The sequence below is a fragment of the Pseudarthrobacter sp. MDT1-40-2 genome, assembly GCF_059383595.1.
In genome coordinates, this window is the sequence record NZ_JBWZCL010000001.1 from 119,484 (window position 1) to 141,570 (window position 22,087).

16 protein-coding genes are annotated in these 22,087 nt (G+C 62.8%); 5 read left to right on the top strand and 11 right to left on the bottom strand.

Annotated features, from left to right (window positions below):
• The first annotated feature begins 88 nt into the window (after positions 1-88).
• Positions 89-1,348 (top strand): APC family permease, encoded by a 1,260-nt coding sequence (locus AC50X5_RS00550; protein WP_494974264.1) that lies wholly within the window; start codon positions 89-91, stop codon positions 1,346-1,348.
• Here the strand turns inward: AC50X5_RS00550 and hisS are convergent.
• Positions 1,345-2,688, bottom strand: a complete 1,344-nt coding sequence (gene hisS / locus AC50X5_RS00555) for a histidine--tRNA ligase (RefSeq protein WP_494974265.1) — start codon at positions 2,686-2,688, stop codon at positions 1,345-1,347. The two genes, AC50X5_RS00550 and hisS, sit on opposite strands and share 4 nt — an antisense overlap.
• Before the next feature lie 271 nt (positions 2,689-2,959).
• Between hisS and AC50X5_RS00560 the strand changes: the two genes are divergently transcribed.
• Both AC50X5_RS00560 and AC50X5_RS00565 read left to right on the top strand, forming a co-directional pair.
• Positions 2,960-3,778: a peptidylprolyl isomerase gene (locus AC50X5_RS00560; protein ID WP_494974266.1), complete on the top strand. Its 819-nt coding sequence runs from the start codon at positions 2,960-2,962 to the stop codon at positions 3,776-3,778.
• 70 nt (positions 3,779-3,848) lie between these two features.
• Complete coding sequence (locus AC50X5_RS00565; RefSeq protein WP_494974267.1) at positions 3,849-5,441, top strand: DUF349 domain-containing protein; 1,593 nt, start codon at positions 3,849-3,851, stop codon at positions 5,439-5,441.
• A 713-nt stretch (positions 5,442-6,154) separates the two neighbouring features.
• Here the strand turns inward: AC50X5_RS00565 and AC50X5_RS00570 are convergent.
• The 9 genes from AC50X5_RS00570 to pdxT form a co-directional block, all read right to left on the bottom strand.
• The gene (locus tag AC50X5_RS00570) at positions 6,155-8,545 is read right to left on the bottom strand and encodes a RelA/SpoT family protein (RefSeq protein WP_494974268.1); all 2,391 of its coding nucleotides are present in this window, start codon (positions 8,543-8,545) and stop codon (positions 6,155-6,157) included.
• A gap of 144 nt (positions 8,546-8,689) precedes the next feature.
• Positions 8,690-9,706, bottom strand: coding sequence for a protein translocase subunit SecF (secF, locus tag AC50X5_RS00575; RefSeq protein ID WP_494974269.1), 1,017 nt, complete (start codon positions 9,704-9,706; stop codon positions 8,690-8,692).
• Positions 9,707-11,461 (bottom strand): protein translocase subunit SecD, encoded by a 1,755-nt coding sequence (secD, locus tag AC50X5_RS00580; protein ID WP_494974270.1) that lies wholly within the window; start codon positions 11,459-11,461, stop codon positions 9,707-9,709.
• Between the two features lie 46 nt (positions 11,462-11,507).
• Positions 11,508-11,912 (bottom strand): preprotein translocase subunit YajC, encoded by a 405-nt coding sequence (gene yajC / locus AC50X5_RS00585; protein WP_494975187.1) that lies wholly within the window; start codon positions 11,910-11,912, stop codon positions 11,508-11,510.
• Between the two features lie 170 nt (positions 11,913-12,082).
• On the bottom strand, positions 12,083-13,168 hold the full coding sequence (ruvB, locus tag AC50X5_RS00590) for a Holliday junction branch migration DNA helicase RuvB (RefSeq protein ID WP_494974271.1): 1,086 nt from the start codon (positions 13,166-13,168) through the stop codon (positions 12,083-12,085).
• The gene (gene ruvA / locus AC50X5_RS00595; RefSeq protein ID WP_494974272.1) at positions 13,161-13,805 is read right to left on the bottom strand and encodes a Holliday junction branch migration protein RuvA; all 645 of its coding nucleotides are present in this window, start codon (positions 13,803-13,805) and stop codon (positions 13,161-13,163) included. The genes ruvB and ruvA overlap by 8 nt, the downstream gene beginning before the upstream one ends.
• Positions 13,806-13,895: 90 nt before the next feature.
• Positions 13,896-14,474, bottom strand: a complete 579-nt coding sequence (gene ruvC, locus AC50X5_RS00600) for a crossover junction endodeoxyribonuclease RuvC (RefSeq protein WP_494974273.1) — start codon at positions 14,472-14,474, stop codon at positions 13,896-13,898.
• A gap of 31 nt (positions 14,475-14,505) precedes the next feature.
• Positions 14,506-15,261, bottom strand: a complete 756-nt coding sequence (locus AC50X5_RS00605; protein ID WP_463933640.1) for a YebC/PmpR family DNA-binding transcriptional regulator — start codon at positions 15,259-15,261, stop codon at positions 14,506-14,508.
• A 3-nt stretch (positions 15,262-15,264) separates the two neighbouring features.
• On the bottom strand, positions 15,265-15,954 hold the full coding sequence (gene pdxT, locus AC50X5_RS00610; RefSeq protein WP_494974274.1) for a pyridoxal 5'-phosphate synthase glutaminase subunit PdxT: 690 nt from the start codon (positions 15,952-15,954) through the stop codon (positions 15,265-15,267).
• A 106-nt stretch (positions 15,955-16,060) separates the two neighbouring features.
• On the opposite strand from pdxT, the gene asnB reads away from it, so the two are divergent.
• Entirely contained in the window at positions 16,061-18,736 is a 2,676-nt protein-coding gene (gene asnB / locus AC50X5_RS00615; protein WP_494974275.1) for an asparagine synthase (glutamine-hydrolyzing), read from the top strand.
• A gap of 121 nt (positions 18,737-18,857) precedes the next feature.
• Complete coding sequence (locus AC50X5_RS00620; protein WP_494974276.1) at positions 18,858-20,885, top strand: M3 family metallopeptidase; 2,028 nt, start codon at positions 18,858-18,860, stop codon at positions 20,883-20,885.
• Between the two features lie 216 nt (positions 20,886-21,101).
• Here the strand turns inward: AC50X5_RS00620 and pdxS are convergent, their stop codons facing one another.
• Positions 21,102-22,028 carry a pyridoxal 5'-phosphate synthase lyase subunit PdxS gene (gene pdxS, locus AC50X5_RS00625; RefSeq protein ID WP_494974277.1) on the bottom strand — a complete coding sequence of 309 codons (927 nt, stop codon included), beginning with the start codon at positions 22,026-22,028 and terminating at the stop codon, positions 21,102-21,104.
• Positions 22,029-22,087: the final 59 nt, after the last annotated feature.

Sequence of the window (22,087 nt, forward strand, 5' to 3'; positions counted from 1 at the left end):
CTTCCTGAAGGGAAAAGTAAAGGTATATAGGATCATTCCTGGAACGATCCCGTTCGAGTTTACCCGTTGGAAAGGACCGTCCCCAGCCATGAATGCGCAACCCGGGCTCAAGCGGACGCTTGGTGTCTTCGACGCCTCAGCGATCGGCTTGGGATCAATGCTGGGCGCAGGCGTCTTTGTCGTCTTTGCTCCTGCCTCATCCCTGTCTGGCGAATACCTGGTCCTGGCAGTGCTGGTGGCCGGCGTCGTCGCCTACTGCAATGCAGTCGCCTCCGCGGTGCTGGCCTCGAAATATCCGGCCAGCGGCGGAACGTATGTTTACGGCCGTCAGCAACTGGGCGATTGGCCGGGGTTCCTGGCCGGCTGGGGTTTCGTTACCGGGAAGACGGCCTCCTGCGCCGCCATGGCCCTCACTTTTGGCCACTATGTTGCACCCGACTGGGCCACTCCCCTCGCCGTTGCCGCCGTCGTTGCACTAACCGGGGTCAACCTGCTGGGCCTGACACGGACGGCCCTGCTCACCCGCATCCTGCTGGGAATCGTGCTGACCACGCTTATTTTCGTCGCACTCGCATCCGTGCTCGGTCCGCATTCTGCCGGCCCGGGCACCGCCGACGGGGCTTTGTCCGGGCCGGCACCGGGTGGCGCGACGGGCATCTTGCCCGCGGCCGGCCTGATGTTCTTCGCGTTCGCGGGCTATGCGCGTATCGCCACCCTCGGCGAAGAGGTGAAGGACCCGGAACGGACCATCCCGCGGGCGATTCTTGTGGCCCTGGCCGCAGCCTTCGGCATCTATGTCGTTTTGGCGCTCCTGCTGCAATCCCATTTGCCGTCCGGCGTCCTGAACACCTCCACCTCACCGTTGCTTGATGCCGTCCGGTTTTCCCGGTTGGAGCAGGGGGCGTGGCTGGTTCAGGTCGGTGCTGCTGCAGCCTGCCTGGGAGCACTGCTGGCACTTGTGGCCGGGGTTGGACGTACGGCGATGGCCATGGCGCGCGAAGGCGATCTACCCCGGCCGCTGGCCAAAATTGGTGGACCGCATTCCATACCGTTCAATGCGGAGCTAACGGTCTGCGCGGTCGTCATCGTTCTGCTGCTGAGCACTGATGTGATGACTGTGGTTGGCTTCTCCAGCTTCGGTGTATTGCTTTACTACGCGGTGGCAAATGCTTCCGCCTTTACGCTCCGGACGCACCCCCGCTACGCCCCGAAATGGTTAGCGGCAGTGGGTTTCGTCGCCTGCCTGCTCCTTGCAGTGACGCTGCCACTGGCCTCCGTGATGGTCATGCTGGCTGTGCTGGCAGTCGGTGTTGGGTACCGATGGGCGGCCCTTCGGCGGCGAAGTTAGTTCGTCACGACCTGGACTGCCAGGTCTTCTGACGGCGGCGTCCAGGTTGAGGGGTCCGCATCCGATTGTTCGCCGGAACGGATGTCCTTGACCTGGTGCTTGCCGTCATCGTCCGTGAACCAGACAAACGGGATGCCGCGGCGGTCAGCGAATTTGATCTGCTTTCCGAACTTTTCCGCCTTGGCGGCAACTTCCGTAGCAATCCCTCGGCCACGCAGTTGTCCGGCGATGTCCTGTGCGGCGCTCCATGAGTCGTCATTGTTCAGCGCTACGAGCACCGCCGTGGGAACCGACCGCGAGGCCTTGGCGAAGTCCTGGCTCAGGATCCTGGACACCAGCCGGGTAACACCAATGGACAGGCCCACACCCGGGAACTTGCGGTTGCCTTTGGACGCCAAAGCGTCATAGCGGCCGCCGGAGCAGATTGAACCAAGCTGTTCGTGCCCGACCAGTACGGTCTCCACCACGGTGCCGGTGTAGTAATCCAAGCCGCGGGCGATGCTGAGGTCTGCCACTACCTTGCCGGGCACGCGCTGCACGGTTGCTTCGATGACCTGTTCGAGCTCACTCAAGCCCTCTTCGAGCAGCGGGTCCCTGACACCCAAAGCACGTACCTGGCCAACGAACGAGGTGTTTTCGGTGCGGATGCTTGCCAGCTTAAGGGCAAGTTCCGCCTGTTCCGCGGTGGCGCCCAATTCGGATTGGAGGAGCTCGGATACCCTGGCTGCACCGATTTTCTCCAGCTTGTCGATGCTGCGGAGGACTCCGGCAGTATCTTCCAACCCAATCCCCCGGTAGAAACCTTCGGCCAGTTTGCGGTTGTTGATGCGCAGCCGGAATTCCGGAATGGGCAAGGCACTGAGGGCCTCTGCGATGACCAGGGCGATTTCAACGTCGTAGCGGAACGGCAGTTCGCCGTCGCCCACTACATCGATGTCCGCCTGGGTGAATTCACGGGCACGGCCTTCCTGCGGGCGCTCACCACGCCAGACCTTCTGGATCTGGTAGCGGCGGAAGGGGAACGCAAGGTAGCCCGCGTTTTCCACCACATACCGGGCAAAAGGTACTGTGAGGTCGAAGTGCAGGGCCAGTGCGTTGGGATCGTGGCTGGCGGCGCCGTTGTTTCCGTCATCGTCCTGCAGCCGGCTCAGGCCGTAGACCTCTTTGTCGATTTCGCCCTTGCGGAGAAGCTGGCCAAGGGTTTCCACTGCGCGCGTCTCGATCGAACCGAAGCCGTGCAGTTCAAAGACCCGGCGCAGCGTGTCCAGCACATGCTGCTCCACCAACCGTTCCTCGGGGAGCCACTCGGGGAATCCGGACAGGGAGGCGGTGCGTGCCATGGTGGAATTTCTCCTCAGGTGTTGGCTGCTGGAACTTTGCCCGATATTCGGCCCGAAACGCTTCAGGAACCGCTGCTGCCCAGCTTGTCATGCATAAACTATGTGCGGCAGTCAGTTTATGCTTTCGCCGCCGCAGTCCCTAACAGGCAGCCCTCCAGCAGGCGGGGCAAGGACCTGACCAGACTTTCGGCCCGGAGCGGCGACTGCCATTCGAACCTACCGCCGGCTTTGCCCCCACGGGTGTGCCGGTGGCCCAACCAGAGGAGGACCCTTGGCGGCCAGCCCACGCAGCTCGCGCGATGCGAAACGGCGGATCCAGCAGATGGAGGCGAAACGTGAACTCCGCAGGGACCAGGTTCAGCGTCGCAGGCGGGATAACTTCATCACCGTCGGTGCGGGAGCCGCAGCTGTCGTCGTCGCCGTCGTCCTCCAACTGACGGTCTTTGCCGGAAATCCGACGGAAGACGAATTCGCGGCTGCCGAGGCGGGGCTCACCAGCCCGTCGGCGTCCGCCAGCCCGTCGCCTTCGGCATCGGAAGGAACCAATAGTCCCACCGTCCCGTCCGCGGACATTGCCGCCGGCAGGACATTCACGGGCGAACTGGTCCTGAACGGCTCGCCGCTCGGCGTGGAACTGGACGGCACCGCCGCCCCCCAGGCGGCCGCGGTCTTCAAGACGCTGAGCGACGAAGGGTTCTATACCGGAAAGAGCTGCCACCGGCTCACCATCGCCGACGAATTCGGTGTGCTTCAGTGCGGGTCCGGGGACGGCAAAGGTGGCGGCGATCCCAATTACACCTGGGGCCCGCTGGAAAATACGCCGGCGGATGACATGTACCCGGCAGGCACCATCGCCGTGGCGCGTACGGGAAACAACGCTTACGGCAACGGCACCCAGTTCTTCATCGTTTACAAGGACACCCGCATCCCGGCTGATTCCGCGGGCGGCTACACAGTGATGGGCAGGATCACCTCGGGCCTTGAGACCGTCACGGGAATCGCGGCAGCGGGCGTCACGCCCGTGAACAGCGAGAACGACGGCACACCGGTGCAGGCAGTCACGATAGACTCGTTGTCTCTGAACGAGTAACGGCTGCCCAGCAGGGCGCCGGTACCCAGGCAGATGGAAGCAGTTTCCTCCAAGCGAAAGATTTTTAGCGGTGACAGACAGTCAGAAATCCGACGAAACGGCAGTAGAAGCCAAGCAGGACACTGCGGTGGAGACCCCCGTTGTTCCGGAAAGCGCAGCGTCCGCAGCAGCTGAAGAACACACGACGGCGGCTGAACCGTCCGATGCCCAGAAACCGGCGGCCGCTGAAGAGCCAGCCGCTGAAACGGGGGAAACCCAACAGGCACCCGAAACGGCAGCTCCGGCTCCCGTTCCTGCTGCTGCGCCGAATCCGCATCGGGCTGCCCCGTCTCCCGCAGCTTTCGCCTCGCGGCCCAGGCCCGCTGCCGCTGCTCCCGCAGCCGCCCCGGCGCCGATCCTTCCGGCCACTTCACTGGCGGAAGCTGCACAATGGGGCCGCGTCGAAGGCGACGGCAACGTGTTTCTCAGGATTGATGGCGAGGAGCACCCTGCCGGCCAGTATCCCGGCGTCAGCGATGATGAGGCGCTTGCCTACTTTGCCCGTAAATTCGACGACATCCTGGCCCAGATCGTTCTCCTGGAACAGCGCGTGAACTCCAAAGCGCCCAGCGCGGACATGCAAAAGACTGTCAATCACCTGCGCGATCAGCTCGCCGAAAAGAACATGGTGGGTGATATCCGGTCCGCCGAAGCCCGGCTGGACGCCCTGAGCGATCAGATCGCTGAACTGGAACGCAGTGAAAAAGCCGAGCACGAGGCCATCAGGACTGCAGAACTCGAGGCCCGCGAAGCCATCGTGGCTGAAGCAGAGTCGATTGCCGGCGCTGATCCCGCGCAGGTCCAGTGGAAAACCTCCAGTGCACGGATGAACGAACTCTTCGAAACCTGGAAGACGGCCCAGAAGAGCGGCATCCGGCTCGGCCGCAGCAACGAAGAAGCCCTTTGGAAGCGGTTCCGTGCCGCGCGGACGGTCTTTGACCGGCACCGGCGTGCCTATTTCTCACAGCTGGACAGCAACAATGCCGCGGCAAAGTCGGCGAAGGAAAAACTCATCGCTGAGGCTGAGGCGCTTTCCACATCGACTGACTGGGGATATGCCGCTGGTGAGTATCGGCGTCTGATGGACGAGTGGAAGGCGTCACCGCGCGCCAGCCGCAAGGACGACGACGCCCTGTGGTCCCGGTTCCGGGCGGCCCAGGACGCGTTCTTCACCGCACGCCAGGCAGCCAATGACGAAATCGACCAGGAGTACTCGGCCAACCTGACGGTCAAGGAAGCACTCCTGGTGGAGGCCAATGCCATCCTGCCTGTCAAGGACATCGCCGCTGCCAAGAAGCAGCTGCAGTCAATCCAGGATCGTTGGGAAGAAGCCGGCAAGGTACCCCGCGCCGACATGGGGCGGATCGAAGCCGGACTGCGCCGCGTCGAAGATGCGGTCCGCCAGGCTGAAGACGAGAAGTGGCAGCGCTCCAACCCGGAGACCAAGGCCCGGACCAATAGCGCACTGTCCCAGCTTGAGGCAGCTATTGCCGGTTTGAAGGATGACCTGGCGGCTGCAGAGAAGGCAGGCGACCAGCGGAAGACCAAGGCCGCCAAGGAAGCCCTGGAAGCCCGCGAGGCCTGGTTGGACCAGCTTCAGCGTTCGGCCAGCGAACTCTCCTAGGTACAGGCAACCGCCGGGCTCCGTCCGGCATAGAGCAGGCCCCGTACCGGTTATCCACATAGCCGGCACGGGGCCTGTCCCGTCCCTGCCGTCCACGGGAGGATTGCTGAATGGCAATGACTTCCCCATCCCGGGCTTCAGCTGCCCTGGAACCTCTGCCGGCAGTGCAGTTCATGGATCTGTACGCCGCGGGCCAACTGTTCACCTGGAGCGAGCTCCAGGCCATGGCAACGGACGGTGTTCTTCAGCAGGTCTATCAGCAGGGCTACGCCCCGCCGGGCCATTCGGCAACGCCGCAGCTGCGGGCCCGTTCGGCCGCGCTGGGGGTGCCGCCGGTGATCCGGCAGCGGGTGGTGGCCGGCCGGTTGACCGCTGCCTGGATCCACGGCTGCTCGCCGGAACCGGACAGGCTCGCCCTTCTGGTCGATTCCAAGCGCCGGATTTCGAGCCTGCGCTCCACCCGCGGATGCACCCTTCACGAGGTCCGCCTTGGGCCATTTGACGTGGTGAGTATCGGTGGCCTGATGGTGTCCAGTCCGCTGCGCACGGCATTGGACATCGCCCTGCACGTGGATGCCACGCGCGCAGTCCCGGCGCTGCGGGGACTTCTGGCCCGGCCGCAACAGGATGTCCGGCTCAGGTTGCTGACACTGGCCATCGAGGCCACTCCACGGTTGCCCCACAAGAGGGCCGCCCTGGAAAAGCTTGCCCTGCTAGCTGCGTCTCTTGTTGCCAGTGGTCCTATAGACATCGAAGACGCCGTCGATCCTGCGGACAGCGTTGAGCACGTGATGGAGGTACTTGGGGTCGCCCATTTCGAAAGCAAACTTCGAGATAGCCAGTCGGTCCGTTGACGTGTGCACGCTCGCCGCGAGGATGTTCACGTGGTTCTCGGAAAGCACCCTGGTCACGTCGGACAACAGCGACTTCCTGTCGAGCGCTTCCACCTGGATCTCCACCAGGAACACGCTGGACTGGGTAGGCGCCCATTCGACGTCCACGATCCGGTCCGGCTGGTCCTTCAGGTCCGACACGTTGGTGCAGTCCGTCCGGTGCACCGAGACCCCCGAACCGCGCGTCACAAAGCCAAGAATGGGGTCCGGCGGGACGGGTGTGCAGCACCTGGCCAACTTCACCCACACGTCACCTACGCCGCGAACCACCACTCCGGAGTCCGAGAACTTGGTCTTGGACACATGGGTGGGGATGCTGACTTCATTGAGTTCGTCATCAGGGCTGTCATTGATGCCCAGGCGGTCAACCAGTTTCTCCATGACAGACTGCGCAGAGGTGTGGCCGTCGCCGACTCCTGCATAGAGCCCGGAGATGTCCACATACTTGAGGTCTTCTGCCACGGCGGCCAGGGCTTCGTGGGTCATAAGGCGCTGGAGGGGCAGGTTCTGCTTGCGCATGGCGCGGGTCAGCAATTCCTTGCCGCGGTCGATTGCTTCCTCGCGGCGTTCCTTGCTGAACCATTGCCGGATCTTGTTCCGGGCGCGGGCACTCTTAACGAAGTGCTGCCAATCCTGGCTGGGGCCGGCGCCTTCGGCCTTGGACGTGAAGATCTCCACCCAGTCGCCGTGGTTCAGTTCGCTGTTGAGGGGGACCAGCTTGCCGTTAACGCGGGCGCCGATGGTCCGGTGTCCAACTTCGGTGTGGACGGCGTAGGCGAAGTCCACCGGGGTGGAACCTGCGGGCAGGGCCATAACCTCACCCTTAGGAGTGAAGACGAATACCTCGCGGGCATTGATTTCAAAACGCAGCGAATCCAGGAACTCCCCCGGATCCGAGGTTTCCTGCTGCCAGTCCACCAGGGACCGCAGCCATCCCATGTCGCCATCGCGGCTGTTCCCGGGGGCTACCGCCGTCCGGTTGGGCTGGTCCTTGTACTTCCAGTGGGCCGCAACACCGTACTCTGCCCTGCGGTGCATCTCGTGGGTTCGGATCTGGATCTCCACGGGCTTGCCGCCAGGGCCAATCACTGTCGTGTGCAGCGACTGATACATGTTGAACTTTGGCATCGCGATGTAATCCTTGAACCTGCCCGGCAGCGGGTTCCACCTCGAATGCATGGTCCCTAGCGCCGCATAACAGTCCCGCACCGAGTCCACCAGCACCCGGACACCCATGAGGTCGTTGATGTCGTCGAAGTCTTTGTCCCGGACCACCATTTTCTGGTAGATCGAGTAATAGTGCTTGGGGCGGCCGGTAATGGTCGCCTTGATCCGGGCGGTACGCAGGTCATCAGCGATCTGGTCCCGGATAACGCTCAGGGACTTCTCACGCTCCGGAGTCCGGTCGCCCACCATCCGGACAATTTCCTCGTACACCTTGGGATACAGGGCCGCGAAGGACAGGTCCTCAAGCTCCCATTTGATGGTGTTCATGCCAAGCCGGTGGGCCAGCGGCGCGAAAATCTCCAGCGTCTCGCGGGCCTTCCTTGCCGATGACTCCGCTGAGACAAAACGCCAGGTGCGCGCATTATGCAGTCTGTCGGCCAGTTTGATCATCAGGACCCTGATGTCCTTGGCCATGGCCACAACCATCTTGCGGACGGTCTCGGACTGCGCGGCTTCACCGAAGCTCACCTTGTCCAGCTTGGTGACGCCATCTACCAGCATGGCCACCTCAGGACCGAAATCAGCCTTCAGGTTTTCCAGGGTGTAGGCAGTGTCCTCCACAGTGTCGTGCAACAGCGCCGCAGCCAGCGTGGTACCGCTGAGGCCAAGCTCGGCGAGGATCGTAGCCACGGCTACCGGGTGCGTGATGTAAGGATCGCCGCTCTTGCGCTTCTGCCCGCGGTGGCTTTTCTCGGCTATCTCGAAAGCCCGCTGGATCAGGTCAAAGTCTTCTTTGGGATTGTTGGCGCGTACCGTGCGCAGCAACGGTTCAAGAATGGGTGAATAGGTGGCCGCACCCCGCCCGGTCAGCCGTGCCAGGCGTGAACGGGTGCGCTCCCGTCGTCCGGGGAACGTTGGGCGGGCACCGGAATTCTCCACCGGCCCCTGCGCCGTCCTGCCGGGTGCGGCAACTCCCGTCCCGGTCCCGGGCACGGCAGAACTGTCCCCCTTTGACACTGGCGCCGACGCCGAACGTTCTTCCAATGAAGCACCCCTCACGAGCATTTAATGACCCCAGTCTATTCCTGCCTGCGGCGACTTTGATAACCGGGGCGGATATGCCAACGGGCCGGGCAACGCCGGTTTCCCGACGCTGCCCGGCCCGTTGATAAATGGAAGGCGGAGGCCCTAGGCCATTTCCGGCTGGCCTGACCGCTGCGGGGTCTCTTCGCGCCGACGATGTTCCACACGCTTGGCCTGCTTGACGAGGTCAGGCTCGCCCTGGCGCAGCCAGGCATACATGGGTGCCGCGATGAAAATTGTCGCGGCGGTGCCGATCAGGATGCCCACGAAGAGTGCCAGTGACAGGTCGCGAAGCGTTCCGGCACCGAGGAGGCCGGCGCCGATGAACAGGATGGCACCAACGGGAAGGATGGCCACCATCATGGTGTTGATCGAACGCACCAACGTCTGGTTCACGGCGAGGTTTACTTCCTCGGCAAAGGTCCGGCGGGTGGAGCGGCTGATCTCCGCGGTGTTCTCCCGGATCTTGTCGAAGACCACCACGGTGTCATAAAGCGAGTAGCTCAGGACCGTCAGGAACCCAATGATCGCCGAAGGGGTCACTTCGAAGTCGCTGAGTGCGTACACTCCGGCGGTGATGAACATGGTCACGCCCATGCCGGTGATAGCGGAGAGCGACATCTTCCAGGTCCGGAAGTACAACGCCATCAACAGTGAGGCCAGCACGACAAACACCACCAGGCCGATCAGGGCCTGCTTGGTAACATCCGCACCCCAGGTCGGTCCAACGAAGGTAGAAGTCACTTGATCGTCAGTGACACCGTAAGCAGTGGTCAGGGACTCTTTGATCCGCAGTGTCTCGTCATCGGTGAGCTTGTCCGTCTGGATGCGCATGGTGGTACCGGCTACGTTGGCGACACGGGGAATGCTGCCGGGAACAACTTCCTCGACTGCCTGTTCGCCGAGGGCCGGATCTGTGGCCTGGACGTTGGAGACCGTGAACTCAGACCCACCCCGGAATTCGATGCCGAGGTTGAACCCGCCCTTGGCGATGGGAAGCAGGATGGAAAGGACCACCGCAACAGCAGCGATGATGAACCACAACTTTTTGGTGTCGACGAAAGCGTAGGAGCGCTTGCCGGTGTAGAGCTCGTTACCGAAATTGGCGAAGGTGGTAGTCATTTACTGGCCCTCCTTCGAGGTGCTCTTGGAGGACCCGGCAAGTTGTTCCTGTTTCTCGGCGAGCCGGCGTTCTGCGATGGTCATGCGGCGTTCTGCTTCCGCGGCTGCACCGGCGTTCCTTGCACGAACAACGGACTTGTCGTCCGGGGTGCGGACCCGGCCGGCGCCACGGTACAGCGGCACGGCTCCGAGACGGGCGGGATCCAACCCCGAGAACTTGTGGCCCTCGCCGAAGAACTTGGTCCTCGCCAGAAGGCGCAGGGTGGGATGCGTGAACATAAAGACCACGATGAGGTCAGCGATGGCGGTCAGGCCGAGCGTGAATGCGAAGCCGCGGACGTTGCCGACGGCCACGAAGTACAGCACCAGGGCGGCCAGCAGGTTGACGGCCTTGGAGGCAAGGACCGTGCGCTTGGCTCGCTTCCAGCCGTTCTCGACTGCGGAAACCAGCCCGCGGCCTTCTCTCAACTCGTCCCTGATCCGTTCGAAGTACACGATGAACGAGTCAGCAGTCTGCCCAATGGCGACAATGAGGCCGGCAACACCTGCCAGCGAGAGCCGATAGTTTTCAGTCCAGCCCAGGATCGCGATGGCCAGATAGGTGAGAACGCCTGCCACCACCAGAGAAGCGATGGTCACCAGGCCCAGGGCGCGGTACTGGAACAGCGAGTACACCACCACCAGGAGCAGGCCGATGATACCGGCCAGCAAGCCCATGCGCAGCTGCTCACCACCGAGGGTCGCAGAGATCTGCTGCTCGCTCTGGATTTCGAAGCTGATGGGCAAGGCACCGAATTTCAGCTGGTCAGACAACGCCTTGGCCGATGCCTCTGTGAAGTTTCCGGTGATCTCGGGGCGGCCGTCCGTGATGACCGCTTGGGCACGGGGAGCCGAGATGACCTGGTCATCGAGCACGATCGCGAACTGCGACTTGGGGTCAGCCCCCGTCTCCCCGCCCGCGGCGAGGTAAAACTGGTGCAGTCTTTCAGTGACCGTCTTAAACTTCTGGGTTCCGTCCGCGTCGAACTCAATGCGCACGCCCCAGATGTTGGTCACGGCACCCTGGGCACCCTGGGTGAGCTGGAAGCTGGAATCGACGATGTTGCTGCCTTCCACCTCCACAGGTCCCAAAATGTACTTCATGCCAGGTGTGTCGGCAGTGGCCGGCTCGCAGGTCACCAACGGCGCCGCTGGATCCGAACGCTCCTGCTGGTCCTGCGCTGGATTGTCACAATCCAGCGCCTCGAACTCCCGGTAAACCTCAGGAGTAACCCAGTTGATGTCGCTGCCATTGGCGGGTTCCGCCGTTGGCTTCGGGAGCTGGTCCTCCGGTGCCCGCTGCTCGGCCGGAACCGGAGCGCCTGGACCGGCAAGCAATACCGGCCGGAAGTCCATGTCCGCGGAAGCCTGGATGAGGGCACGGGTTGCGGACGACGGCGTTCCGGGAAGGCTCACCACGACGTTGCGGCCCGACTGGGTGCTGATTTCCGCTTCGGCAACACCAGAACCATCAACGCGCTGGCGGATGATGGCCACCGCCTGGTCGAGCTGTTCCTCAGTGATTTCCGAGCCGCCGTCGACCTTTGGCGCCAGAATCATCTGGGTGCCGCCTTCAAGGTCCAGCGCCAGCTTGGGCGCCCAGCTCGCCTGGCCTGCAAGGGTGCCGCCGGCGAGGACCGCGGTCAGGACGGCGAGTACAACGCCGAGCCAGACCAGGACCCGGAGGCCTGAATGTTTGGGGCCACTACGTGCCATGGGTAATCTTCCTCATAACCTTCCGAGAGCGCAGGACAAACCCGGGCTAGTTGTCCTTTTTGCCTTCATTGTTGAGGCGCCTGAGGGTCTCCTCCGGGGTTTCACCCTCGGCAGTGGCATGGTCCGCAGTCAGCGAGGACGCGTCGTTCGGTACGGCGGAGGCTTCCGGCTGTTCGACGGACTCGTCAACAGGCGTTTCAACGGTTTCGACTACCTTGGTGACAGCCTGCCGGTGGACAGTTGCCAAGTTGCCCGGGGACAGTTCCAGCTCCACCTTGTTGTTCTCTTCATTGATGGACACGATGCGGCCGAAGAGCCCGAAGCTGGTCATCACTTCTACGCCCGGAGCAAATTTGGACTGCAGTTCTGCCTGCGCCTGCTGGGTCTTCTTGTTCTTCCGGAACATCATGAAGATGAAGACTCCGAGCATCAAGAACAGCAGGATTGTCATTGGATCCACAGGGATAATTCCATTCTGGGTTTCATAGCTGCGTTACATAGCTGGGGTGTACGGCTGGTAGTACGGCACCGTCCGGCCCGTCCCGGGCAGTACACACAGGAACATGGCCCGAACGTGTCGCGCGTCATCCCAGTCTAAAGGGAAAACATGGCAGAACGCTGCTAGCGACCGTTTGGGGACCAATCCCCCGCGGCTTCGTCATCTTCTTCCGGGGCGAAAACATCAAGCGTCCCCTGGCCGAAGGCTCCGGCGGGGACTGCCAGTCCCAGGTGGGTCCACGCCGGAGCCATCGCGATGCGGCCCCGGGGAGTGCGTCCCAGCAGGCCTTCCCGGACAAGGAACGGCTCCGCGACAGTCTCAACGGTTTCAGTCTCCTCGCCGACCGCGATGGCCAGCGTGGACAGGCCTACCGGCCCGCCGCCGAATTTGATAATCAAAGCCTCCAGGACCGCCCGGTCCAGCCGGTCCAGGCCGCGTTTGTCCACCTCGTACATATCGAGGGCGGCAGAAGCGGTGCGGGCATCGATCTGTTCCACGCCGTGCACCAGTGCCCAGTCACGGACGCGGCGGAGGAGCCGGTTGGCGATACGCGGTGTGCCCCGCGACCGGCCGGCAATCTCGCTGAAGCCCGCCGAGTTGACCTTGAGATTAAAAAGGCCCGCCGACCGACGCAGGACCAGTTCCAGTTCCGGCACCGAGTAGAACTCAAGATGGCCCGTGAAGCCAAAGCGGTCGCGCAACGGTCCCGGCAGCAGCCCGGCCCTGGTGGTGGCACCGACCAGCGTGAATGGTGGCAGGTCAAGCGGGATGGCAGTAGCGCCTGCGCCCTTGCCCACCACGATGTCCACCCGGAAGTCCTCCATGGCCATGTAGAGCATTTCCTCGGCGGGCCGCGACATGCGGTGGATCTCGTCCAAAAACAGCACCTCGCCGTCGGACAGCGAAGACAGGATGGCCGCAAGGTCCCCGGCATGCTGGATCGCCGGACCACTGCTGATGCGCAGCGGGGCGTTCATTTCAGCAGCCACAATCATGGCAAGAGTGGTCTTGCCAAGGCCGGGGGGACCGGAGAAAAGCACATGGTCTGCGCTTCGTCCGCGCATCCGCGATGCCTGCAGGACCAGTGACAACTGCTTGCGCACACGGTGCTGGCCAACAAAATCGTCCAGGTTCCGTGGACGCAGCGCGGCCTCGATGACCCTTTCCTCCGGCTCCTCGGAACCGGCAACAATGGAAGGTTCAGCCACGGCTTCCCGCCCTCGCCCCCGTGCGGGCTCCGTCCTGGCCAAGCCAGCGGAGTGTTGCACGGAGGATTTCCGCCACGTTGCCGCGGTCGGCTATTTCCGGGCTGTCAGCAAGGGATTTGTCGATGCTGGAGGAAGCATCCTTCTCAGACCAGCCCAGGCTGGTCATGGCGGCCATCACCTGCGGCTTCCACATCAGCTCCGTAACTGTGGCGGCCGGCGATGCCACCGGCGTCCCATGCGGCACCAGCTTGCCGGCAAGTTCAAGGACAAGCCGGCCTGCAACTTTTGGTCCAATGCCGGGGACCTTGGTGAACACCTTGGTGTCTCCGGTATGGGCAGCCACCCTGATGGCCTCGGGTTCGTGGACGGCCAGGACGGCGAGGGCCAGACGCGGCCCGACCCCGCTCACGCTGAGCAATACATCAAAGACTTCCCGTTCATCATCGGTAGCGAAGCCGAAGAGGGTCAGCGAGTCCTCACGGACGATCAGGGTGGTGAAGAGCTTGCCTTCCTCCCCGGTCTTCAGGCGGCTCAGCGTCTGCGGGGTGGCATGAACGCTCATCCCTGCGCCATTGAGATCGATCACTGCGGAGGACAAACCCACATGTGCCACTGTGCCGCGAAGGAAACTGATCAAAGCCGCGCTCCTGCTGTACTGCCGGCACGCACCGGCTATCCGAACATATCTACGAATACCCTAGCAAGCGTCAGCTGGGGTTCCGCCCAATCATCGTCCGCGGCGCGCCTTGGCTTCCGCGTCTGCCCAGGCACGCTGCGCAGGGGTCAGTGATTGGCTCCCGGGCCCGGTGGTGGCAACAGCAGCACCACTGCCGGCCCGCCAGGCATGTGTGATGGCCAGGGCAAGGGCGTCGGCGGCGTCGGCCGGGCGGGGCGGGGCGTCCAGGCGAAGGATCTTGGTCACCAGCTTGGTGACCGCTTCCTTGTTGGACGAGCCGCTGCCGGTGACGGCCGCTTTTACCTCCGATGGCGTATGCAGTGCCACCGGGATACCCCGCCGTGCCGCTGCCGCAATCACCACTCCGGAGGCCTGGGCAACACCCATGACCGTGCTGACGTTCAACTGCGAAAAAACGCGTTCGACGGCGAGCACTTCCGGTTTGTAGCGGTCCAGCCACTCATCGATCGACTCTGCTATGACCAGAAGCCGATGGTCCAGGGACTTGTCCGGCGTGCTGCCGACGACGCCGACGGCCACCAGGGTTGCCCGCCGGTTCCGTTCCACATCCACCACGCCGATGCCGCAACGGGTGAGGCCCGGATCAACTCCCAATACCCTGAGAGTCAATTCCGGGCCTCGGCCTTAGAAGTGGAGCGGCTCACTCAGCTTCCAGGGCTGCCTGGACGTCATTGCTGAGGTCGGCGTTGCTGTAGACATTCTGGACGTCGTCGAGCTCTTCAAGCGCATCAGCGAGCTTGAGGAACTTGCGGGCGCCATCAACGTCGAGCTCTACCTGCATGGACGGCACAAACTCGACTTCGTCGGTCTCGTACTCGATTCCGGCCGCGGTGAGCGCCTCGCGGATGGCGGGGAGGTCCGTGGGCTCCGAGTGGATTTCCCAGTTGTCGCCGTTGTCCTTGACTTCTTCGGCCCCGGCATCGAGGACTGCCATGAGGATGTCGTCCTCGCTGAGCCCGTTCTTGGGCAGGTTGACAACACCCTTGCGGGTGAAGAGGTAGCTGACGGAACCGGGATCGGCGATCGTGCCGCCGTTGCGCGAGATTGCCAGCCGGACCTCGGAGGCGGCGCGGTTCTTGTTGTCCGTCAGACATTCAACCAGCAGTGCCGAACCCTGCGGGCCACGTGCCTCGTACATGATTTCGGTGTAGTCAACCACTTCACCGGTCAATCCGGCCCCGCGCTTGATGGCGCGGTCGATGTTGTCTGCGGGAACGGAAGTCTTCTTGGCCTTGGTGACAGCGAGTTCCAGGCTGGGGTTACCGGCGAGGTCGGGGCCACCCATGCGCGCGGCTACTTCGATGTTCTTGATCAGCTTGGCGAACGACTTGGCACGTCGGCTATCGAGGATGGCCTTCTTGTGCTTGGTCGTTGCCCATTTGGAGTGGCCTGACATGCTTTACGCTTCTCCTCTGATCATGCGGATAAAAAGTTCGTGTACGCGTTTCTCCCCGGTCACTTCCGGATGGAAGGAGGTGGCCAGCAGCTGGCCCGAACGCACTGCAACAATTCTAGCGGTCCCCGGCAGTGGGGCCGCGTGGGACGCGTGCCCGGGATCCGCAGGTTCCACCTGTGCCAGGATTTCGACGTCGGACCCTACCCGTTCCACCCAGGGCGCGCGGATGAACACTGCATGGACAGGTTCCACGCCGGTCTCCCCCGCGCTGAAATCCAGGCCCTTGAAGTCCAGGCTGGTTTCGAAGGATTCGCGCTGCCGGCCGAAGGCGTTGCGCCGTACAGTGATGTCCAGGCCACCGAACGTCTGCTGCGGGTTGCCCTTGAGATCCTTGGCAGGATCGGCGATGTCGTTGGCCAGCAGGATCATTCCAGCGCACGAACCGTACACCGGCATGCCGTCCGCAATCCGGTTCCGGATGGGATCGGCAAGTTCAAACATGCGGGCCAGCTTGTCCATGGTGGTGGATTCACCGCCGGGAATCACCAGGCCGTCGACGGCGTCGAGTTCGGACGGGCGGCGGATTCCTACTGCTCGTGCCCCCACGGATTCGATGGCCTGGAGGTGTTCACGGACATCCCCCTGCAGGGCCAGGACGCCCACAACCGGGGAGGAAGCTTGCTGATTCTGCACTGTGACAGTCTAGGGGCTCAGGCACTGGGGCTGCATCCGGGGCCCTCGGCAGTACATCCCAAGTAGTATTGACCGGGACTCGAAAGACGATTGAAGAGGTAGCAGTATGTGCGGAATCGCCGGATACCACGGTTTTGGAGAAGACGAAGTCCTGCTGAAGGCAATGAATGCGTGCATTGAGCACCGCGGCCCGGACGGCGAGGGTTACTTCACCGAAGGCAACACCGGATTGGCCCACCGCCGACTGTCCATCATCGACGTCGCGCACGGCCAGGAACCGATGATCAGCTCTGATGCCGCCACCGTCCTGGTGTACAACGGCGAGGTCTACAACTACCTCGACCTGCGTGCCGAACTCGAAGCCCTGGGACGTACGTTCCGGACCCAGTCGGACACCGAGGTTGTGCTGCAGTCCTACGAGGAGTGGGGCACCGCCGCCTTTGACCGGTTCAACGGCATGTTCGGCTTCGCCATTCTGGACAAAAAGCGCGACGTCCTGGTCCTGGCCCGCGACCACTTCGGCATTAAGCCGCTGTACTGGGCCAATGCCGGCACCAGCGAATCCCCCAAGATCATGTTCGCCTCTGAGATCCGGCCGCTGCTGGAAAGCGGAAAAATCGACCGCAAGCCGAACGAGCGCATTCTGTACCGGTACCTCCAGTACCGTATCCACGACGACTCAGCCGAGACCTTCTTTGACGGCGTCAACAAGTTGCTGCCCGGCGAAATGATGGAAATCGACACCGCCACCGGGCAGTACAGCATCTCCGCCTTCACCCGGCTGCGTGAGGAACTGGAGGAACTCTCCAGCATCAACCGGCCGTACACGCCTGAGGTGACCGAAGAGTACCGGCAGCGTTTCACCGAAGCGGTCCGGCTCCGACTCCAGTCTGAAGTCCCTGTTGGTTCGGCGCTGTCCGGCGGCCTGGACTCGTCCGCCGTCGTGGTCACCATCAACAAACTGATGCAGGAAAACGCCGCTGCCACCGAATCTCTAGGCACGAAGCAGAATACCTTCAGCGCAGTCTTCCCGAACTCGATCAACGACGAGGAACATTACGCAGACGCCGCCATCGCCACGTGCAGCGGCAACATCGAGTCCCACAAGATCCTGCCCACCCCGGAGGGCTTCGCCGAGGACCTGGAAGACTTCGTCCGCACGATGGAGGAGCCCATTATCTCCTCCGGCCCCTACGCGCAGTACTGCGTGATGAAGGAAGCGTCCAAGCACGTCACGGTGCTGCTCGACGGCCAGGGTGCTGACGAGATGATGGCCGGTTACATCCCCTACTACTTCGCCTACCTGCGCCAGCTCAAGGCCAAGGGTGATTACAGCACCCTGCTGCGCGAGGCGAGCCAGTCGCTGGATATCTTCTACCGGCTGGGCCGCTTCCGGCTGCGTTCCAAGCTGACGGCCAGGAAGACCGTCACCATGGCCTCGCTGCTGAAGAAGGACTTCGTCGGAGCCCATCGGGGCGAGAAGTTCAGCAACATCCCGGACAACATGAAGCTTCGGCTGATTGATGACCTCTTCCACAAGTCCCTGCCCTCGCTGCTGCGCTACGAGGACAAGAACACCATGCGCTTCTCCCTGGAAGGCCGCGTACCGTTCCTGGACAAGGAAGTGGTCAAATTCCTCTTCAGCCTCTCCGACGAATCCATCATCAAGGGCGGCTGGAACAAGCGCATCCTGCGGGACGCCACCCGTGGCCTGCTGCCGGAAAAGATCAGCAACCGCCGCAACAAGATCGGCTTCACCACCCCGGAAGCCGAGTGGTTCGGGCTGATGAAGGAGCGGATCTACCAGGTCTTCATGTCCAACTCCTTCGCCGAGCGGCCGTACTGGAACCGCGAAGCCGTCCTGACCGCGTTCGAGGAATACCTGAACGGAAAGAACGACGCCGACACCATGGTTTTCTGGCGCCTGCTCAACGTTGAGCTGTGGTTCCGGGAGTTCATCGACCGGAATGAGACTCCGGACGACGTAAAGCTCAACAAGAGCGACTACGAGGCCAACCCGGGCAAGCAACTGGAGATCACCGTACCGGCAGAGGCGGGCGGCGAAACGTTCCGCCGTTACCCCATCCAGACAGGGGTCTTCACCCGGGAAACGGAGCTGGATCCGGAGGTGGTTGGCTACGTCAAGCGGTTCTTCGACGGCCTTCCCTCAGCCGACGACGAAACCCGGACGGCCGTCGCCGGCACCCCCTGGTACCTTCTGGTGAGCGAAAAGATCGTCGCGATCACCCAAGGACGGTCCTTCCCGGTCTGGGAGATCAAGGTCTCCCCCGTCGCCCGCGTGCTCAGCAAGTTTGTGATGCGGACCCCTGCCGGGATCGGGCTGGGAAGCCCGTGGTCCATGCAGATCGCCATCAACGAGGTGGGTTTGCCGCTGATCGCCAAGGCCGCCGCTGCGAGCGTAGTGGGCAAGTTGCGGGGCAAGAGCGGCGTGTTTTACGACGTGGTGGGAAACAACATCAACGCCATCGATGGTGCCACCCCCTACAGCTTGGGTTCCTCCGCCAATTCCGTGAAGCTGGCACCGAAGGACCCGGAAGCTGTGGCGCGGCGGATCAGCGAGCTCGTCCGCAAGACGGTGCCGGCCGAATATGCCGCAACGTTTGCCGGCACGGCCATCATGGACGCCAACGACCTCGGTGTCGTGGCGATGGGCCACGACACCGGCCTGGCCAAGGAAACTGTGCAGGCCATATTCAAGGACAACCCACAGGGCCAGGGCGCGCAGGCCACCCCGATGTCCATCGTGTTCAAGCAGGCCTGATTTCCCCCAACTAAGTAGCAGTAACTGCCGTTTAGATGCTCCTAAACGGCAGTTACTGCTACTCAGTTTTGTTTAACGGCCAATACCGGGCGTCGCAGCAGGGTCATGACAGTGTTGGTTCATGACGAACACTTCCAGCAGCAATCCGCTGCTTGCCCCCAGCAGCCTCCCCTATCAGCTGCCGCCGTTCGCCCGGATTGAGGAAGGCCATTACGCCGAGGCACTGGAAGCCGGCCTGCAGGACCAGCTCGAAGAGATTGACGTGATCATATCCAATCCGGAGCCGGCTGATTTCGAGAACACCGCGGTTGCCATGGAACGTTCGGGCAAGGTCCTGGAGCGGGCCGCCAACGCGTTCTTCACTCTTGTTTCGGCAGACGCCTCGGAGGTGATCCGGCATCTCGAAACGGACGTGATGCCCAAAATTACTGCGCATCAGGACGCCATCTACCTCAACCGTGCGCTCTACGAACGGTTTGCGGCCATCGACACCTCCGGCCTGGATGCCGAATCCCACCGCCTGGTGGCCGAATACCTTCGAGAATTCCGCCAGTCCGGCATTCAGCTGGACCCGGCGCGTCAGGAAAAACTCAGGCAACTCAATGCCGAGCTATCCCGGTTTGGCACGGAGTTCGGCCAGCGTACCAAGGAGGCCATGAAGGCCGCCGGCGTATTGGTTGATGATGCCGCGGAACTGGCCGGCCTGCCCGCAGATGACATAGCCAGCGCCGCGGAAGCCGCGAGTGCCTCAGGGCACCATGGCAAGTATCTCCTGACCCTTATCCCGCCCAGCAACCAGCCTGCCCTGGCCGTGTTGGAGAACCGCGGACTCCGGCAGCGCCTTTATAACGCCTCCATCGCCCGGGGCAGTGACGGCGGTCCTTTCGATGTCAGGAAACTGGCGAGTTCACTGGCAAGGCTCCGCGCCGAAAAGGCTGCGCTGTTAGGATTCGCAAACTACGCGGAGCTGGTCGTGGAACGCCAGACTGCCCCCGACTTCGCCACTGTAGAGGCTATGCTGCACCGCCTGGCGGCGCCTGCGGTCAGGAATGCCGACGCCGAGGCAGCAGCTTTGGCGGAGTCCGCCGGGCATCCCCTCGAAGCATGGGACTGGGCGTTCTACTCAGCCAAGGTGCGTCGTGAACGCTTTGCCGTCGATGAACAAGCGCTGAGGCCGTACTTTGAGCTCGAAAGGGTTTTAAAGGACGGAGTGTTTTTTGCGGCACATCGGCTCTTCGGCCTCACCTTCAATGAACGCGGAGACCTTACGGGCTACCACCCTGACGTCCGGGTCTGGGAGGTATTTGATGCTGATGGCAAGGGCCTGGGGCTTTTCCTGGGCGATTACTATACGCGGGAGACCAAGCGCGGAGGCGCCTGGATGAACTCGCTGGTGGACCAGTCAACCCTCCTGGACACCAGTCCAGTGGTGATCAACACCCTCAACATCTCCAAGCCACCGGCAGGTGAGGCCACCCTGCTGACCCTGGACGAGGTGCGCACCGTCTTCCATGAGTTCGGTCACGCGCTCCACGGACTGCTCTCCAACGTCACCTACCCGAGGTTCTCCGGAACGGCAGTGCCGCGCGACTATGTGGAATACCCGTCCCAGGTCAACGAAATGTGGATCATGTGGCCGGAAGTTTTGGCAAACTACGCCCGCCGCTACCAGAGTAACGAAGCACTGCCCCGGGAAACCGTCGACCGGTTGGAAGCGTCGCAGCTGTGGGGCGAAGGCTTCGGGACAACCGAGTACCTTGGGGCCGCGTTGCTTGACCTCGCCTGGCATGTCCTTGCGGCGGAGGGGATCCCCGAAGACGCCGTGGAGTTTGAAGCGAAGGCGCTGGCGGCGGCCGGCGTGGCCCACGCCCTGATCCCGCCGCGCTACCGCACTGGCTATTTTCAACACATCTTCGCTGGCGACGGCTACTCGGCCGGCTACTACTCCTACATCTGGAGTGAGGTGCTGGATGCCGACAGTGTTGAATGGTTCAAGGAAAACGGCGGCCTGACCCGCACCAACGGCGAGCACTTCCGCACCGAGCTGCTGTCCAGGGGAAACAGCCGCGATCCGCTCGAGTCCTTCCGCGCCTTCCGGGGCCGGGAAGCCCAACTGGAGCCACTGCTGAAACGCCGCGGCCTGGGATAGCGGGGTTTCGACAAGCTCAACCACCAACGACGGCGGGTCACCAAAGCAGGTGACCCGCCGCCGTCGCGGTTAGAATCTAAAGCAAAACGAAAGTCGGTGTGATCCGGCAGCGCGCGTAAAAGGGGCCCCGCGCCTTGACCAGAACGTTAGCTGCTACAGAGCGCGGGGAATAGCGCGCAGAGGATGACGCCGGCTTTCGGCCGCAGGCCGGAAGACTTACCAGCCGCGCTCGGCGAGGCGGTGCGGCTGCGGGATCTCGTCCACGTTGATGCCTACCATGGCCTCGCCCAGGCCGCGGGAGGCCTTGGCAATGACGTCCGGGTCATCGTAGAAGGTGGTTGCCTTCACAACGGCAGCTGCGCGCTGAGCCGGGTTGCCGGACTTGAAGATACCGGAACCAACGAACACGCCGTCGGCGCCGAGCTGCATCATCATGGCGGCGTCCGCCGGGGTGGCGATGCCTCCGGCGGTGAACAGCACCACAGGAAGCTTGCCGGTGGCTGCAATTTCCTTCACCAGCTCGTACGGAGCCTGGAGTTCCTTGGCGGCAACGTACAGCTCGTCCTCGGGCAGTGCTGCGAGCTTGGCGATTTCGGTACGGATCTTGCGCATGTGGCCGGTGGCGTTGGAGACGTCCCCGGTGCCGGCCTCGCCCTTGGAGCGGATCATGGCCGCGCCCTCATTGATGCGACGCAAGGCTTCACCGAGGTTGGTGGCACCGCAGACAAAGGGGACCGTGAAGTTCCACTTGTCGATGTGGTTGACGTAGTCGGCCGGGGTCAGAACTTCGGACTCGTCAATGTAGTCAACGCCGAGGGACTGCAGGATCTGGGCTTCGACGAAGTGGCCGATCCGGGCCTTGGCCATAACCGGGACGGACACGGCGTCGATAATTTTGTCGATCATGTCCGGGTCCGACATGCGCGAGACACCGCCCTGGGCACGGATGTCAGCCGGAACGCGTTCCAGCGCCATCACGGCAACAGCACCGGCATCTTCGGCGATGCGGGCCTGCTCGACGTTAACGACGTCCATGATGACGCCGCCCTTGAGCATCTCCGCCATGCCGCGTTTGACACGGCTGCTGCCCGTTACGCTTGCGGCGGGCACGCCGGCTTCGTTGCTTACATCTGGTGTAGACACAAAAACCCCTATGGGTAGCTAGATAATCGTCAGCGGGAAACAGGTGGCAGTCGCTGCCT

What these genes read in the sequence shown, in the direction of transcription:
- secD (WP_494974270.1), bottom strand. Translation starts at nt 11,461, where the DNA reads ATGGCACGTAGTGGCCCCAAACATTCAGGCCTCCGGGTCCTGGTCTGG.
- asnB (WP_494974275.1), top strand. Translation starts at nt 16,061, where the DNA reads ATGTGCGGAATCGCCGGATACCACGGTTTTGGAGAAGACGAAGTCCTG.
- secF (WP_494974269.1), bottom strand. Translation starts at nt 9,706, where the DNA reads ATGACTACCACCTTCGCCAATTTCGGTAACGAGCTCTACACCGGCAAG.
- AC50X5_RS00605 (WP_463933640.1), bottom strand. Translation starts at nt 15,261, where the DNA reads ATGTCAGGCCACTCCAAATGGGCAACGACCAAGCACAAGAAGGCCATC.
- hisS (WP_494974265.1), bottom strand. Translation starts at nt 2,688, where the DNA reads ATGGCACGCACCGCCTCCCTGTCCGGATTCCCCGAGTGGCTCCCCGAG.
- AC50X5_RS00620 (WP_494974276.1), top strand. Translation starts at nt 18,858, where the DNA reads ATGACGAACACTTCCAGCAGCAATCCGCTGCTTGCCCCCAGCAGCCTC.
- yajC (WP_494975187.1), bottom strand. Translation starts at nt 11,912, where the DNA reads ATGACAATCCTGCTGTTCTTGATGCTCGGAGTCTTCATCTTCATGATG.
- AC50X5_RS00550 (WP_494974264.1), top strand. Translation starts at nt 89, where the DNA reads ATGAATGCGCAACCCGGGCTCAAGCGGACGCTTGGTGTCTTCGACGCC.